Genomic DNA, 16128 nt, shown 5'->3' on the forward strand with positions numbered 1-16128 from the left:
GGACGCTGATTCGTCGGAAAACCGCAGTTTTCCGACGACCTGAGCCGACCGAATGGTCGGCTCTTTTCGTTGCATCTAAGCGGACGTTATGGTATCATAAAAGGCAGAACGAGCAAGGAGGAGAACACTGTGCTGCAGCAATATCGCTATGAGATTGGGCCGGAAGAGTACCTGGCCTATCAAAAATATCATGTGGCGCACGATCGTGCCATCGCGTCGCGTATTTTCTGGATGCGCTGGCTGATCAGCCTGGGCATTCTGCTGGTTGGCGTACTGCTTGAAGCCGTTGGACGGATTGGCCTGATTGCAATTATACCGTTCGCCATTCTGGCTGTCTGTGCCTGGGTGCTCATTCCGCAGTGGATGCGCGACAGCATGCGCAAGACTGCCGAAAAGAAGTACGCGCCGCGCATTACACCCTACACCGCCGTGACGAGCGTAGAGGAGGACGGTCTGCACATCAACGATGGAGAGGAGACCAACGTTCTGCTGTACGACAGCATTGAGCAAATCGGAGACGAGGACGGATATCTGTTTTTGAGCTACGGAGACCGTCAGACCGTGGTCATTCCGCCGTCGGCATTTGTCCGGGGCGAGAGCGAGCGGGCAGAATTTCTGTCCGAATTGCGGCACATGGTACATAAACGAAGAAGTGGAGTTGCGGAGAAGTAAAAATGGAACTGAATTATGTCATCACGCCACAGGATTTTGTGGACTACAATATATACTTTATCGATCATGACCCGCTGACCCAGAAGTCTATCCGGAATATGAGCATCATTCTGGCGGGACTGGTCATCGTCGGCGGTACCGGACTGATGTACGCGCTCAATTCGCTGACGCCTGTCAGCGTTGCGGTGTATCTGATCCTTGCGGTTGCCTGTTTCTTGGGCGGTCCGAAAATGTACAAGCGCAAGGTGCACAAGCATGTGCACATGACCCTCAGACGCGCAACCAATAAGCACATTTGCGGTCCGAAAACGCTCAAATTGACCGATGAAGGCGTGCAGCTCATCGGTGAGAGCGAGGACACCCTGCATCCGTACGCGAGCTTTAAGCGCGTGACAGAGGCAGCGCGTCAGGTGTATCTGTATCTGGACGATCTGGCAGGTCTGATTGTGCCCAACAGCGCGTTTGCCAATGACGAGGAGAAGAAAGAGTTTATCCGTGTGCTGGAAGAGCGCATTGCGCAGGCCAAGCAGAACGCACCGGAAGAGAAGGAAGAGGCGTAGGGAAAGAGAAGGGAAAAAGGAGGAGAGGGTCGCGATGGCAGTGACGCTCAAACAAATCGCTGAGATCGCAGGCGTATCGCGCGGAACGGTAGACCGTGCGCTGCATGATCGCGGACGCGTCAGCCCGGAAGTCGCCGAGCGGGTGCGCAGAATTGCCGAGGAACTGGGTTATCACCCCAATGCGGTCGGTCAGGCACTGGCGCGCAGCCGCAAGCAGATCAAAATTGGTATTATCGTGCAGTCGGCTGAGACACCAACCATGAAAATCGTTGTGGAAGGTGCCGAGCAGGCCGCGCGTGCGCTGCAAAAAGAGGGCGTGGAGGTTGTTATCCGCACCATGGAGTCGGTGGATGCCATACAGGAAATGCTGTACCTCGATGAACTGATGGAGATGGGCATTCATGGTCTGGCCATCACACCGGCAGATGATGCGATTATCTGCGAAAAGCTCAACGAGATTGCCGATCAGGGCATTCCGGTCGTGACGTTCAACGCCGATTTGCCGCAGTCGAGGCGCATGTGCTTTGTCGGACAGGATAACGCCCGTGCAGGCCGCACGGCAGCGGGACTGATGGCGCTGATGGTCGCACAGGACGGAAAGGTCGCAACGATCACCGGACATCTGCGCAATGACGGACACCGCATGCGCTGCACGAGCTTTTCCGAGGAACTGCGCTGCATTGCGCCCGGCATCATGACGCTGCCTATCCAGCCATGTTTTGACCGCGATGACTGCGCGTATGAACTGACACAACACCTGCTGGCAGAGCATCCCGACCTTGCGGGTATCTACGTCGCCGCCAACGGTCAGCACGGCGTGTGCGAGGCACTGCGCGAGGCCGGACGGGACGGAAAGGTGCGCGTCATCGCCTACGACGTGACCCCGCAGAACATCGACGAGCTGCGGCAGGGTACGATCAGCATTCTGATTGACCAGACCGCCCGCGAGCAGGGCAGCCGGCCGCTCATGCTGCTGCGCGATTTTATTCTCTACGGCAGACGGCCCGAGCACTCCTTCTGCTACACCGGCATCACGCTCAAGACTCGCTATAATCTGTAAAGTTTTGGAAAAATGCCCTGCTTTTGCCTGAATTGACACCGGTTTTTGGGCAGGTGTCTGGTTGACAAAGGCGGTGCGCTGGTGTATCATCATTATAAGATTTCATATCGAAAAGGCTTTGAAGGAAACCGCCGGATTCTAACAGGCGGCCTGACAGAGAGTGTCCGCCGTGGCTGGAAGCGGACATCGGGCTGGAGAAAACGGCATACCGGTTCCTGAGCCGCACAGGGGAAAATTACAGTATCCTGTGCCGAATCGCCCTCGTTACGGGCTCCGAGCGGCAGCCGCGGCATGTTGTCATGGCTGCAAGCAGGGTGGAACCGTGGGTTTTACAAGCTCACCCCTGAAATCAATTTCGATTTGGGGGTGGGCTTTTTTGTTCGCCCCAAAGCCACAGAAAGGATGGAACCATTATGTCTGACAATCAGTACACGTTTGAAAACCCGGAATACCGTGATACCTACCGTCATACGGTCTCTCATATCCTCGCGCAGGCAGTTAAGCGCCTGTATCCCGAGGCAAAGCTGGCCATTGGCCCGGCGATCGATAACGGTTTTTATTACGATATCGACCTGCCGTTCTCGCTGACCCAGGAGCACCTGGATGCGATCGAGGCAGAGATGAAGAAGATCTGCAAGGAGAAGCTGCCGCTCGAGCGCTTCGAGCTGCCGCGCGCCGAGGCACGCAAGCTCATGGAAGAGAAGGAAGAGCCGTACAAGGTAGAGCTCATCGACGATCTGCCCGAGGATGCAGTCATCTCCTTCTACAAGCAGGGCGAGTTCACCGACCTGTGCGCTGGTCCGCACCTGGATTCGACCGGTCGTGTTAAGGGCAATGCGCTCAAGCTGACCTCGGTTACCGGTGCTTACTGGCGTGGTGACGCGAGCCGCAAGATGCTCCAGCGTATTTACGGTACCGCATTCCCCAAGAAGGATGAGCTGGATGCATATCTGCAGCGCATCGAGGAGGCAAAGCGTCGCGATCATCGTAAGCTGGGCCGCGAGCTGGGTCTGTTTACTATGATGGACGAGGGCCCGGGCTTCCCGTTCTTCCTGCCCAAGGGTATGATCCTCAAGAACACCCTGATTGACTTCTGGCGTGAGATTCACCGCAAGGCGGGCTATCAGGAGATCTCTACCCCGATCATGCTCAACCGCAGTCTGTGGGAGCGTTCGGGTCACTGGGATCACTATAAGAACAACATGTACACCACGGTCATTGATGAGCAGGATTTCGCTATCAAGCCCATGAACTGCCCGGGTGGTATGCTGGTCTATAAGAATCAGCCGCACTCTTACCGTGAGCTGCCGCTGCGTGTCGGTGAGCTGGGCTTGGTACATCGTCATGAGCTGTCGGGTGCTCTGCACGGCCTGATGCGCGTACGCTGCTTCACTCAGGATGATGCGCATATCTTTATGACCCGTGAGCAGATTAAGGACGAGATCAAGGGCGTCTGCAAGCTGATCGATGACGTATACAGCATGTTCGGCTTCCCGTACCACATTGAGCTGTCCACCATGCCGGAAGATCACATGGGTGATGAGGCTGATTGGGAGATGGCAACCAACGGCCTGAAGGCTGCACTGGAGGAAATGGGTAAGGATTACGTAATCAATGAGGGCGACGGCGCATTCTACGGCCCGAAGATTGACTTCCATCTGGAGGACTGCCTGGGTCGTACCTGGCAGTGCGGCACCATTCAGCTGGACTTCCAGCTGCCCGAGCGCTTTGAGCTTGAGTACACCGGCGCGGATGACCAGAAGCACCGTCCGGTTATGATTCACCGCGTAGTCTTCGGTTCCATCGAGCGCTTCATCGGCATCCTGACCGAGCACTTCGCTGGTGCGTTCCCGACCTGGCTGGCACCGGTACAGGTTAAGCTGCTGACCATGACCGACCGTAACCGCGCATATGCGGAAGAAATTCAGCGTCAGCTCGAGGACAAGGGCTTCCGCACCGAGCTTGACGAGCGCAACGAGAAGATTGGCTACAAGATTCGCGAGGCACAGCTTGAGAAGGTACCGTACATGCTGGTACTGGGCGATAAGGAAGAAGAGGCAGGCCAGGTCGCTGTACGTGACCGTCGTGATGGTAAGACCACTGTCATGCCCATCGCTGAATTCGTCGAGAAGCTGGAATATGAAGTGAAGTCCCGCCTGTGTAAGTAAGAATCAATCAGGCATTCCGCGTGCGGCATTGCCCAAAGGCTTGCCGCACGATTCCTAAATTTACAGAAAAGGTGATTGCACAAATGGCAGATAAGAAGAAACTGGTATCTGAGATCACGTCCATGGATGTCGATTTCGCCCAGTGGTATACCGACATCGTCAAGAAGGCTGAGATGATCGACTACTCGTCGGTCAAGGGCTGCGTTATTATGCGCCCCTATGCACAGGCTCTGTGGGAGAACATCCAGAAGACTCTGGACGGCATGTTCAAGGAGACCGGTCACGAGAACGTGGCAATGCCCATCTTTATCCCGGAATCCCTGCTGCTCAAGGAAGCAGACCACGTAGAGGGCTTTGCACCCGAGTGCGCATGGGTTACCCATGGCGGTTCGGAGAAGCTCGAGGAGCGTCTGTGCGTCCGTCCGACCTCCGAGACCCTGTTCTGCGAGCATTACGCGAAGATCGTTCGTTCCTGGCGTGACCTGCCCAAGCTGTATAACCAGTGGTGCTCGGTTGTTCGCTGGGAGAAGACCACCCGTCCGTTCCTGCGTTCGCGTGAGTTCTGGTGGCAGGAGGGTCACACCGTCCATGCAACCGAGGAGGAAGCACGCGAGGAGACCATGCGCATGCTCAATACCTACGCGACCTTCTGTGAGGACTACCTTGCAATCCCGGTGCTCAAGGGTCAGAAGACCGACAAGGAGCGTTTCGCAGGTGCAGAGGATACCTACACCATCGAGGCAATGATGCACGACGGTAAGGCACTGCAGTCCGGTACGTCGCACTACTTCGGTGATGGCTTTGCACGCGCATTCAACATGCAGTTCACCGACAAGAACAATACCCTCCAGTACATGTATCAGACTTCGTGGGGCGTATCCACCCGTCTGATCGGTGCGATCATCATGACCCACGGTGACAACGAGGGTCTGGTACTGCCGCCCAAGATCGCTCCCTTCCAGCTGGTTGTTATCCCGGTTGCAGCACACAAGCCGGGCGTCATCGACAAGGCAACCGAGCTGTACGAGATGCTCAAGCAGGCTGGCATCCGCACCAAGATCGACGTCACCGACAACAGCCCCGGCTGGAAGTTTGCCGAGTACGAGATGAAGGGCTTCCCGCTCCGTCTCGAGGTCGGCCCGCGTGATATCGAGAACGGCCAGTGCGTTCTGGTTCGCCGCGACAACCGCGAGAAGACCGTTGTTAAGTTCGAGGATCTGACCACCGTTGTGCCCAAGCTGCTCGACGAGGTACAGCAGGCACTGTTTGACAAGGCGCTCAAGAACCGCGAGGAGCACACCTATGTAGCACACTCGATCGAGGACATGAAGAACATCCTCAAGGAGCACACCGGCTTTGTCAAGTCCATGTGGTGCGGCGATCTGGCCTGCGAGGAAAAGGTCAAGGAGGAGACCGGTATGCCTTCCCGCTGCATGCCTTTCGAACAGGAACACCTGGACGACGTTTGCCCGATCTGCGGCAAGCCGGCCAAGAAGATGATCGTCTGGGGCATCGCATACTAAGTTTAAAAACGATCTGTCAGAGGAGGGCCGCGCAGATATTGCGCGGCTCTCGCGCTATCAAGAGAAAAGGAGGACGCAATTATGGAGACCGGAACCAATACCGTATCGGATGCTGCCGAGGCTGTGACCAGCGCGGTCGGAGATATGGCGGAATCCGCGCTGCCCGAATCCTGGTGGTCGGTGCTGTATGATTTTTTCAATGATAATACGTTTGGCATCTTTTTGGGCAAGGCGCTGCTGATTGTCGTTACGATTTTGATCATGCTCATTGCAGTCAAGATCACGAACCGCATCTTCCGCAGAGTGATCGACCACATGAAGGAGATCAACAAGTCGGGCGCGACGCTTGCCGCCTTTCTGCGCTATCCGGTGCTGTTTTTGATCTACTTTGCCGCCTTTGCCATCATCGTTTCCAGCATTCCCGGCTTGAATGAGGCCATGACTAAGCTGCTTGCAGCCGGTGGTGTGCTGGCTGTTGTCTTTGGTCTGGCCGGACAGGAAGCGCTGGGCTCCATTGCCAGCGGCATGATGATTCTGGCATTCCGACCGTTTGTGATCGGAGACGTTGTGAACGTCGTGTCTCAGGGTGTCGCGGGTACGGTTGAGGAAATCAGCCTGCGGCATACCGTGCTGCGCACGATTGAAAACAAGCGTGTCATCATCCCGAACAGCACCATGAACGCAGCCATCGTGGAGAATGCCGACTACGGCGACAAGAATGTATGCCTGACGCTGGATATCGGCATCACATACGAGTCCGACGTCGATCAGGCGCTGGCTGTGCTGGCTGACGAGGTGGGTGCACATCCCGATTATCTGGACCTGCGTACCGAGGAAGCCAAGGCAAACGGCGCACCGCGTGTAACCGTGCGTGTCAATGAGCTGGCCGACTCGGCGGTTGTCCTGCGTGCACTGCTGTGGGGCAAGGACAATGGTACGACCTTTGCCATGCGTGCCGATCTGATGCGCCGCATCAAGAAGCGCTTTGATCAGGAAGGCATTGATATCGCTTATCCGCATCTGGTTGTGATGAACAAGTGACAGGAGGAAGTCAATGAGACGACTGCTTGCAGGACTTTGCGCTGTCGGACTGTTGACCAGTTCGGCGGGCGCAGTGGTGTCCGAGATGACTCCGCCGCCCGAAGAGGTGGTGGAAGAAAACACACCCACGGCGGACTACACCGCGAGTGCAGACGTGCTGTATGAGTTGGGACTGTTTCAGGGCGCAGGTGTAGACCGTTTTGGCCGTCCGGTGTACGAGCTGGAAGAGCCGTGCACCCGTGCGGAGGCAGCGGTTATGCTGGTGCGTCTGCTGGGACTGGAGGAGGAGGCCAAGGAGGCTGCCGGAACACCGTTTACCGATTTACAGGACTGGCAGAAACCGTATGTCAATCTGCTCTACCATCGCGGGATGATTCGCGGTGCAAGCTATGACAAGTTTGAGCCTGAGTCGCCGTGCACCGCGCAGATGTACACCGCGCTCATGCTGCGTGCGCTGGGGTATTCCGATCAGACGGGTGATTTTACTTATGACAACGCGCTGTCGTTTGGTATGCGTGTGGGTCTGATCGACAATTTCTCGTGCGATCTAGACGATTTCCGTCGAGATGATGCGGCACAGATGAGCCGTATGGCGCTGGAGCTCAAGCCCAAGGGCAGCGAGACTGACCTGCTCGGCAAGCTGGTGCAGGACGGTGCGGTGGACGCGAAAAAGGCCGAGTCGGTACACGCCGAGACCGCTCAGATTACTGCGCTGACCAATCAGGTACAGGCGAGTGCACCGTATCAGAGCGACGTGTTTGCCGCCATTCTGGATGACGGCAAGGGCAACAGCATGAGCCTGCACGGCACGCTCATCAACGAGGGCAACCGCTCGCGCCTGGACGGCATGCTGTCGATTGCGTTAAATGGCGGTCATTCGGTGTCTCAGCAGGTCATTGTCCTGCGCGACAGCAGCGGCATTTCCATTTCGCCCTGGACGGCAGGCGATTACCGTGACGATCAGGTTGCAGCCTTCCTGCGTGATGTCAACATTCTGTCGCTTGTGATGACGCCCATGCCGGCACGCAGCCTGATTGGCGATATCACGCAAAAGGGACAGACCTATACCATGACGCTGTCTGAGGGTGCGGCGCAGCTGACCTTCGACGACAAGGGAATCCCGGCCATCAGCTCGCTGTATATGACGCTTCACGATGTGATGTACAGCGTGTCGACCGAGACGGTAAAAACGACAGATGTACCGGCATTTTCTCTGCCGAGCGGCTATTCGAGCTACATCAAGATTTCCAACACGCCGTAAAAATATCTAAAAATAGTTTCTGAAACTGAGAACAGGAATGACAGATGTCCTAAAAGATATCTGATTCATTCCTGTTTCTTTGTAAAAATTTAATGAACAAATGCGAAAAAAGGCCCGCTCGCCTTGCTTTCTTTGGGTAAAGTGCTATAATATCCCATAGGTATCCTGAAGGAGGATGATTGGAAATGAAAAAAGTAATGAAGTCCATGGTAATTGGTTCGCTCGCAGCCGCTATGCTGGCATCGGGCGCTTCTGCCGCTAATTTTACTTCCAGCGCAGATGTTCTGAAGGATCTGGGTCTGTTCCAGGGTTCTGAGGCAGGCTATGATCTCGACCGCGCTCCCGACCGTGCAGAGGCTGCAACCATGATGGTTCGCCTGCTGGGTAAGGAGGCAGAGGCCAAGACTTACTATGAGGCAAACGCAGACAAGTTCCCGTTCACCGATCTGGACAACGGCTACGAGTGGGCAAAGCCCTATGTTGCATGGCTGTACAATGAGGGTCTGACCTCCGGCGCAACCGCAACCACCTTTGAGCCGGGCAACAAGTGCACCGCACAGCAGTACACCACCTTCCTGATGCGCGCACTGGGCTACTCCGATGCAGAGGGCGGCGACTTTACTTACGATAAGGCAATCGATTTCGCAACCGAGAAGGGCGTAGTCGATATGTTCAACATGGACGCTGACGACTTCATGCGTGACGATGTTGTTGCAATGAGCTACACCGCACTGTCTGTCGCTCCGAAGTCCGGCGAGACCGACCTGCTGACCAAGCTGGTGGGCGACAAGGCTGTTGACGCTGAGAAGGCAGCTCCGGTGCAGAAGACCTTTGAGACACTGCGCAACTTCAACGAGGCTTACAAGGCTGTTGCTGCAACCACCTCGGCTGACGCAACCGCTGACTTCACCATGAACATGAAGGTTGAAGATCTGAGCGTTGATGCAGCAGGTAAGTTCAACGTACAGGTTAAGGCTGACCCGGCCAAGCTCGAAGAGATGCAGATGGCTATGACCGGCTCTCTGACCGTAAACGTACCCACCGAGGACGGCAAGACCGAGAAGATGGACGTTCCGATGGAAATGTACGTCAAGGACGGCGTTGCATACACCAACATGATGGGCTCCAAGATGAAGCAGGATCTTGACCTTAAGACTGCACTCAAGGGCTTCGATATGCAGCAGCTGACCGGTATGACCACGATGCCGCTGTGCATGGTAGACAGCATCTCGCAGGATGGCAACACCTACAAGATGAGCTACAACACCGAGGCATTCAACGGCCTGTTCACCGAGCTGTTCAGCCAGATGACCACGCAGGTTGAGCTGACCGAGGAAATGAAGGCACAGGGCCTGACCGAGGATATGTTCAAGCTGGCTCTGGATCTGAGCAAGGCTGACGTTGAGGTCACCTTCAAGAACGGCGGTCTGTACGACGAGAAGGCTGACATGGCAATGACCATGGAGATGCTGGGCATGAAGGTCGACGTTACCATGCAGATGAACATGGCTACCAAGAAGGTTGGCGACGCAGTTGAGGTCAAGTACCCGACCGATCTGGACACCTACAAGACGCTGGAAGAGCTGACCGCTGAGGCTGAGACCGCAGCAGAGGTCGTCACCACCGAGACCGCTCCGGCAACCGAGGTAAAGCCGGCTGAGGAGAAGAAGGACGAGGCTGCAGCAGCTGACAAGACCGCTGAGTCCGTTCCGGCTACCCAGCTGACCCCTGCAACTCCTGCAAAGTAAGATTTTTTGCAAGCACAAGAGACCGTCCATCTGGACGGTCTCTTTTTGCGTCTGTTCAGATCTTCATTTGGTCGAGCAGGGTGCGCAGCTTGGCCGCTGAGGATTCCAGCCGCTTGCGCTCCTCGTAGCTGAGCGGCAGATCAAGCACGGTCTCGATGCCGTTTTTGCCAAGAACCGACGGCAGTCCCAGACAGATTTCGTCCACACCGTATCGTCCCTGAATGACCGAGGACACCGGAAGCACCGAGCGCTCTCCGCGCACGATGGCGCGTGCGATGCGCAGTACCGCCATACCGATGCCGTAATAAGTTGCGCCCTTGCCCTCGATGATGTGGTAGGCCGCGTCACGCACGTTTTGGTAGATGTCATCCAGCACCGACTGCGAAAATTCCTTGCCCGCAATGCGGCAGTAGTCGGGTAAATCCATGCCCGACACGTTGGCCGACGACCAGACAGCAAGTTCGCTGTCTCCATGCTCGCCGATGATGAAGGCGTGCACATTGCGGCTGTCTACCTGCAAATATTGACCGACCAGATATTTGAGCCGCGCAGTGTCCAGCACGGTTCCCGTACCAATGACCCGGCAGGCGGGCAGTCCAGACAGCTTTTGTGCCAGATAGGTGAGCAGATCGACCGGATTGGACACCACGAGCAGAATGCAGTCGGGTGCGACGGCAAGCACGGCATCCAGAATGCTCTTTAAGATCACTTCGTTTCGGTGCAGCAGGTCAATGCGGGTTTCACCCGGTTTTTGGTTGGCTCCGGCGGCCAGAATGACCAGACCGCAGTCCTTGAGGTCCTGATAATCACCGGCGTGCACGGCACAGGGCTGGGCAAAAGAGACACCGTGACTGATGTCGGCGGCTTCGCCCTCGGCCTTGGCACGGTTGACATCGAGCAGAATCAGCTCGGAGAACAGACCGCTCGTCGCCAGTGTGTAAGCGGCTGTCGCACCGACAAAACCGGTGCCGATCACCGCACATTTTTGCAGATTCATCGTCATCCCTCCAATGCTTACAGCATGTCCGATTGCCTGTGGTTTGATGGCTGGAAAAATTTATTTTGTCAGAAACAGAGGGCTTGTGATACAATGGAGAAGAAAAACAGGACAAGGAGGAACTTTTCCGCATGAAACAATGGATGCGCAGAGCGACCGCAGGTGTGCTGGCCGCAGCTGCTTTGACTGGTATGGCCGGTGCGGCTAACTTCACACACTGTGCCGATGCGCTCAAAAATATGGGACTGCTCGTTGGTACGCAGAACGGTTACGAACTCGACCGCACGCCTACCCGCGCCGAGGCTGCTATTATGCTGGTGCGCCTGCTGGGTGAGGAAGATGCAGCGATGGCCGGAAACTATGACGTTCCGTTTACCGACGTACCCGATTGGGCGGCGCCCTATATCGGCTGGCTGTACGAGAACAAGTTGACCGTCGGTGTCAGCGACACCAAGTTCGGCACCCGCGATACGTGCAGCGCACAGCAATACGCGACTTTCCTGCTGCGTGCACTGGGATACGAGGACGGAAATGGATATACTTATAAGACCGCGCTGGACTACGCCGAAAAGCTGGGGGTAATTGACGAGGTCAACTGTGACACCGACCCGTTCCTGCGTGACCATGTGGTTGCCATGAGCTACACCGCACTCAGCCGTCCGACGGCGGACGGAACAGACATGCTGCTCGAAGCGCTCGTGGAGCGCGGCAGCGTCAGCGCGAGCAAGGCATCGGATACGCTGACCCTGTTCCAGAGCTGTCAGGCATACGATCAGATACGCATGCAGAATGCCCAGTCGGGTGCGCGCACCTACGATCTGACCGCAACCATCACCGACAATGCTTATAACGAGGCTGCGTGCAGCGGTACACTGACCGTAGACGGTCAGGATTTCTCGGCTGAACTGCGGCAGGATGGCACGCTCATCATGGGACTGTACCAGAAAAACGGTACGCTCTATCGCTACGAGAACGGAAAAACGGTCAAGGCGGCACAGCCGGTGACGCTGGGCACGGCAGATGCCCGCATTCCGGTCAGTGCGGTCATGGACGTGAGTGCACAAAATGGACGATATGCGTTTTCTTTTATGCCGAGCGTGCTGAATGAGCTGGTGAGCGGTTCCAACGTCGTGCTCAAGCAGGTCGATTACAGCGCGACCGAGCAGGGCGGTGTGTTCAGCCAGCAGACCGGCCGCATTTATGTAAACATGCCGATCGGCGGTCGCACCTCGACCTATGCCATTTCGATCAGCGCTGCCCTGCGCAGCCAGAGCGGCAGCGTGCAGGTGCCGGACGGAATGGACGTATAAAAATTTTTTTCAAAAGAATGGGAAAAACCTGGAACTTTTGGAGAGAGCCTGCGTCTAACCTAACAAGAGAATCCAAAGGAGGACGAAGATTATGAAAAAGAAGCAGATTTTAGCAATGGGCCTGAGTGCCGTACTGGCGTGCAGCAGCGTAGCATTTGCAGCAGATGTGACCGCAGCAGAGACCACCGCTTCGGCAGCCGATAACACCGCCGCAACCGAGACCACGACCACCGCAGTTCCGCAGGTCAAGGAGTCTTTCCGCACCGGTTCGATGGCAACCGTCAGCAAGATCAACATGGACGGCGAGACCGTTTCCTCGATTCTGGTCAAGACCACCGATGAGCAGGACATCCAGCTCAACCTGGGCGCAGACACCCTGATCGTAAACAACGAGACCGGTGCTGCCGCAGCACTGTCCGACATCAAGGAAGGCGACAAGATTTACGCATACTACTCCAAGGCAATGACCCGCAGCCTGCCGCCGCAGTCGGCTTGCGAGCTGATTCTGGTTGGCGTGGGTGAGAATACCCCGGCATCCCTGCACGAGGTTGGCACGGTTTCTACCAACGAAGAGGGCATGACCGAGGTTCTGACCGCAGACGGCAGCATGATCATCCGCATGGACGACAAGACCACTTACGCACCTTACAAGACCAAGAACATCGTAACCAAGGCTGACTTGACCGAGGGCACCCGTTTCCTGGCATGGTACGACATCGTTGCAATGAGCTATCCGGGTCAGGCTTACACCCAGAAGGTTGTCATCCTGCCGGCAGCAGCAACCGAGGAGACCGCTACCGAGACCCAGGCAACCCGTGAGACCGAGCAGACCGCTGCTGAGACCACCGAGCTGACCATTGTTGCTGGCGGCAAGACCCTGGAAGTCAAGGGCGAGATGAAGGACGGCGTTGCAGTTGTACCCGTTCGCGCAGCAGCAGAGGCTCTGGGATGCACGGTCAGCTATGAGCAGAAGGACGGCAAGGAGTACGTTACCGTTGAGAACGACACCCGTTCGATGACGCTGGAGATCGGTACCGACAACTACGTTTCGACCACCAAGATCGAGGATGCAGTTGGCATGACCGCTCCCGCACAGTATGGCGTTGCACCGTACATCGTAGACGGCACGACTTACGCCGCAGCAGACCTGTTCAAGGCTCTGGTTGGCTTTGATGTTGTAACCGAGGCTGGTACGGTCACCATCACCGCACAGGCATAAAAAATCAATTCATATAAAGAATTGCCGCTGTGTTGCGAAAAATACGGCGAAAATCAAGAGCCGCCTTGAATTGGCGGCTCTTTTTTGCAATGATTTCACAGAATATATGGAATCGATTTCATATATCAAAAACTAAAAAATTCGATATATACGGAAAAGATGACTCAAAAGTCTAAAAATTTCGTAACTTTTTGCAAGAAAATATCACCTGAAAAATATAACTTTTTCGGTGCATCTTTGTAAAGGATGTGTAAAATATTGACATCTGATACAAATAATACTTGTAAAATACATCGATATTTGTGCATAATACCGTTGAATGTCGAAAAATGTTTGGATATAATCGAGTTAATGAAATCTAAGATATAGGAGGTCGCACATATGCTGTACGAAGTACGCTTTCGCTGTAATCATGTTCACACAATGGATCTGACTGGCCAGGCCGAGGATCGCTTCCGTAAGATCGCTCTGTATAACCAAATGTTTTGTCCGGAATGCCGGGCACAGTATGCGATCTCCCATACACGGGAATTGCCTCTGTTCCGTGCTTTTGTCATGCCGGCACGACAGATGCAGTAAATCTGCGTGACTCAGAAATTCGTTTCTCCAAAACTCTCCTTCTTAAAATTGCCGTGATCAAGCGGCACCTGATACCCCTGTACAGAAAACCGCAGTCTGAATAGACTGCGGTTTTCTGCATATTCGGAAGATTTTTCGCATAAGAAAAACCGGGTTTTCACTGGAAAACCCGGCGGGAAGATAAACTTAGTCGGCAAAGCCTGCGATGACTGCGGGAAGGTCGCCAATGGTGGGTGCAATGGCATCCGCGCCTGCGCGCTCGAGCTCTTCGCGCGAACCAAAACCGAACAGAACACCGACCGCACGCACCTGTGCCGCGTGTGCGCCCTCGATGTCGTGTCTGCGGTCGCCGATCATCAGGACACTGTCGCGGTCGGGATGACCGAGCTGCGCGAGCGTGTGCTCAATGACCTGCAATTTGGTCGAGATCGTGCCGTCCATGGTCGCGCCCGAAATCAGGGTGAAGTACTGGGACAGGTTAAAGTGATCCAGAATGCGCACGGCGAAGTCCTGCGGCTTGGAGGTCGCGGTACACAGGACGTAGCCTTGTGCCTTGAGATCGGCCAGCAGTCCGGGCATCTCGGGGAACAGACGGTTTTCAAACAGACCGACTACGCGGAAACGCTCGCGGTAGGCATCCTGACACTTGAGCGCGGTCTCACGGTCTACGCCGTGATTCTCCATAAAGCCGGTCACGAGTGGGGGACCGATGTAGGCGGTCAGCGTATCCAGATCGTCTACCTGAATGCCGCATACCTTGTCCAGTGCGTAGGCCACCGACTTGGTGATACCCTCTTTGGGGTCGGTCAGTGTGCCGTCGAGGTCGAAAAAGAGATAACGAATCATGATTCTATGGTACCCTCGCATACGGTGACAGCGGGGCCGGTCATCCAGACGGTCTCGTCGGTGTAGCAGATGGTCAGATCGCCGCCGCGCAGGTGTACCAGAATATCCTCGTTCTTGGGGCAGTGACCGTTGAGCACGGCTGCAACTGCCGCCGCACAGGTGCCCGTACCGCATGCCCAGGTCTCGCCGCTGCCGCGCTCCCAGACACGCATCTTGAGTTCGTGGTCGCCCAGTACATTGATAAACTCGGTGTTGACGCGCTCGGGGAAAGCAGGGTGGTGCTCAAAGTCCGGGCCGATCTTCTCGAGATCCAGACCGTCTACATCCTCCTCCTGGAACAGGACGCAGTGCGGGTTGCCCATACCGACCGCGGTTGCCGCGTAGGTCACACCATTTACGGTCAGATCGGTGCCTGCCTGCTGGGGCAGGGTACAGGGAATTTCGCTGGGGGTCAGGATGGCAGCGCCCATGTCCACGCGTACCTGAACGACCTTGCCGTTCTCCGGGTACAGGGTCAGGTGCTTGATGCCCGACAGCGTCTCGACCGTGATCTCGGTGCGGCCATCAACCATGCCATAATCGTACAGGTATTTGCCCACGCAGCGGATACCGTTGCCGCACATTTTACCCTCACTGCCGTCGGCGTTGAACATGCGCATTTTTGCGTCTGCGACCTCGGACGGACAGATCAGAATGATGCCGTCACTGCCTACGCCGAAGTGCACTTCAGAGAGGCGAATGGCCAGCTCAGACGGGTTTTTGATTGACTGTTCAAAGCAATTAAAATAGAGATAGCTGTTTCCGCAGCCCTGCATTTTTGTGAAAGAAAGTTTCATAAATGGCCTCCTTGGCGGAAAATATGAGATATTACCATGATAAACGGTTTGGCAAGGCGCGTCAAGAGGGGATATCGGAGGAGAGAAGGGTCGGAAAAATGGATTTTTTGCATTTTGCATAGAAAGGAGCGGCGTGGAACGGCTATCCTTGTCGATTGCAGAAAACCGGCGTTCACAGGGCGGTTCTGCGCTGGACAAAGGGAAAAAATGCGCATATAATGAAATTTATAGTTGGTCTGCCGCGAGAAAAACGCAGACCGCACCCGGCCCAAGGGGGGCCGTCTCTCAAAATTTGAACTTGGATTAAA

The 16128-nt window shown here is 55.6% G+C and carries 14 protein-coding genes; 11 read left to right on the top strand and 3 right to left on the bottom strand.

Annotated features, from left to right (window positions below; all coding sequences use genetic code 11):
- The first annotated feature begins 129 nt into the window (after positions 1 to 129).
- From B5D52_RS01950 to B5D52_RS01985, 8 genes are all read left to right on the top strand, one after another.
- Positions 130 to 672, top strand: a complete 543-nt coding sequence (locus B5D52_RS01950; RefSeq protein ID WP_016147629.1) for a YcxB family protein — start codon at positions 130 to 132, stop codon at positions 670 to 672.
- Positions 673 to 674: 2 nt separating this feature from the next.
- The gene (locus tag B5D52_RS01955; RefSeq protein ID WP_016147628.1) at positions 675 to 1232 is read left to right on the top strand and encodes a YcxB family protein; all 558 of its coding nucleotides are present in this window, start codon (positions 675 to 677) and stop codon (positions 1230 to 1232) included.
- A 34-nt stretch (positions 1233 to 1266) separates the two neighbouring features.
- On the top strand, positions 1267 to 2292 hold the full coding sequence (locus tag B5D52_RS01960) for a LacI family DNA-binding transcriptional regulator (RefSeq protein WP_016147627.1): 1026 nt from the start codon (positions 1267 to 1269) through the stop codon (positions 2290 to 2292).
- Positions 2293 to 2705: 413 nt separating this feature from the next.
- Positions 2706 to 4460: a threonine--tRNA ligase gene (gene thrS, locus B5D52_RS01965; protein ID WP_016147626.1), complete on the top strand. Its 1755-nt coding sequence runs from the start codon at positions 2706 to 2708 to the stop codon at positions 4458 to 4460.
- 83 nt (positions 4461 to 4543) lie between these two features.
- Complete coding sequence (gene proS / locus B5D52_RS01970; protein WP_016147625.1) at positions 4544 to 5983, top strand: proline--tRNA ligase; 1440 nt, start codon at positions 4544 to 4546, stop codon at positions 5981 to 5983.
- Between the two features lie 81 nt (positions 5984 to 6064).
- On the top strand, positions 6065 to 7024 hold the full coding sequence (locus tag B5D52_RS01975) for a mechanosensitive ion channel family protein (protein WP_016147624.1): 960 nt from the start codon (positions 6065 to 6067) through the stop codon (positions 7022 to 7024).
- A 13-nt stretch (positions 7025 to 7037) separates the two neighbouring features.
- Positions 7038 to 8285 (top strand): hypothetical protein, encoded by a 1248-nt coding sequence (locus B5D52_RS01980; RefSeq protein WP_016147623.1) that lies wholly within the window; start codon positions 7038 to 7040, stop codon positions 8283 to 8285.
- Between the two features lie 185 nt (positions 8286 to 8470).
- Entirely contained in the window at positions 8471 to 10033 is a 1563-nt protein-coding gene (locus B5D52_RS01985) for an S-layer homology domain-containing protein (protein WP_016147622.1), read from the top strand.
- A gap of 55 nt (positions 10034 to 10088) precedes the next feature.
- On the opposite strand, the gene B5D52_RS01990 is transcribed toward B5D52_RS01985, so the two are convergent.
- Positions 10089 to 11030, bottom strand: a complete 942-nt coding sequence (locus B5D52_RS01990) for an L-lactate dehydrogenase (protein WP_016147621.1) — start codon at positions 11028 to 11030, stop codon at positions 10089 to 10091.
- Positions 11031 to 11161: 131 nt separating this feature from the next.
- On the opposite strand from B5D52_RS01990, the gene B5D52_RS01995 reads away from it, so the two are divergent.
- The 3 genes from B5D52_RS01995 (at position 11162) to B5D52_RS02005 (ending at position 14138) form a co-directional block, all read left to right on the top strand.
- Positions 11162 to 12340, top strand: a complete 1179-nt coding sequence (locus B5D52_RS01995) for an S-layer homology domain-containing protein (protein WP_016147620.1) — start codon at positions 11162 to 11164, stop codon at positions 12338 to 12340.
- 91 nt (positions 12341 to 12431) lie between these two features.
- Entirely contained in the window at positions 12432 to 13559 is a 1128-nt protein-coding gene (locus B5D52_RS02000; RefSeq protein WP_016147619.1) for a stalk domain-containing protein, read from the top strand.
- A gap of 381 nt (positions 13560 to 13940) precedes the next feature.
- Positions 13941 to 14138 (top strand): hypothetical protein, encoded by a 198-nt coding sequence (locus B5D52_RS02005; protein WP_016147618.1) that lies wholly within the window; start codon positions 13941 to 13943, stop codon positions 14136 to 14138.
- 186 nt (positions 14139 to 14324) lie between these two features.
- On the opposite strand, the gene B5D52_RS02010 is transcribed toward B5D52_RS02005, so the two are convergent.
- Positions 14325 to 14984 carry an HAD hydrolase-like protein gene (locus tag B5D52_RS02010; RefSeq protein WP_016147617.1) on the bottom strand — a complete coding sequence of 220 codons (660 nt, stop codon included), beginning with the start codon at positions 14982 to 14984 and terminating at the stop codon, positions 14325 to 14327.
- Positions 14981 to 15820, bottom strand: coding sequence for a diaminopimelate epimerase (dapF, locus tag B5D52_RS02015; protein WP_016147616.1), 840 nt, complete (start codon positions 15818 to 15820; stop codon positions 14981 to 14983). Before dapF ends, B5D52_RS02010 begins: the two co-directional genes overlap by 4 nt.
- Positions 15821 to 16128 lie beyond the last annotated feature (308 nt).

The sequence above is a fragment of the Butyricicoccus pullicaecorum DSM 23266 genome (genome assembly GCF_900167005.1).
Taxonomy (GTDB): domain Bacteria; phylum Bacillota; class Clostridia; order Oscillospirales; family Butyricicoccaceae; genus Butyricicoccus; species Butyricicoccus pullicaecorum.

Coding starts and splice junctions, on each gene's coding strand:
- B5D52_RS01975 (WP_016147624.1), top strand. CDS start 6,065: ATGGAGACCGGAACCAATACCGTATCGGATGCTGCCGAGGCTGTGACC.
- thrS (WP_016147626.1), top strand. CDS start 2,706: ATGTCTGACAATCAGTACACGTTTGAAAACCCGGAATACCGTGATACC.
- B5D52_RS02005 (WP_016147618.1), top strand. CDS start 13,941: ATGCTGTACGAAGTACGCTTTCGCTGTAATCATGTTCACACAATGGAT.
- B5D52_RS01980 (WP_016147623.1), top strand. CDS start 7,038: ATGAGACGACTGCTTGCAGGACTTTGCGCTGTCGGACTGTTGACCAGT.
- B5D52_RS01990 (WP_016147621.1), bottom strand. CDS start 11,030: ATGAATCTGCAAAAATGTGCGGTGATCGGCACCGGTTTTGTCGGTGCG.
- B5D52_RS01955 (WP_016147628.1), top strand. CDS start 675: ATGGAACTGAATTATGTCATCACGCCACAGGATTTTGTGGACTACAAT.
- B5D52_RS01995 (WP_016147620.1), top strand. CDS start 11,162: ATGAAACAATGGATGCGCAGAGCGACCGCAGGTGTGCTGGCCGCAGCT.
- dapF (WP_016147616.1), bottom strand. CDS start 15,820: ATGAAACTTTCTTTCACAAAAATGCAGGGCTGCGGAAACAGCTATCTC.
- B5D52_RS02010 (WP_016147617.1), bottom strand. CDS start 14,984: ATGATTCGTTATCTCTTTTTCGACCTCGACGGCACACTGACCGACCCC.
- B5D52_RS01960 (WP_016147627.1), top strand. CDS start 1,267: ATGGCAGTGACGCTCAAACAAATCGCTGAGATCGCAGGCGTATCGCGC.
- B5D52_RS02000 (WP_016147619.1), top strand. CDS start 12,432: ATGAAAAAGAAGCAGATTTTAGCAATGGGCCTGAGTGCCGTACTGGCG.
- proS (WP_016147625.1), top strand. CDS start 4,544: ATGGCAGATAAGAAGAAACTGGTATCTGAGATCACGTCCATGGATGTC.
- B5D52_RS01985 (WP_016147622.1), top strand. CDS start 8,471: ATGAAAAAAGTAATGAAGTCCATGGTAATTGGTTCGCTCGCAGCCGCT.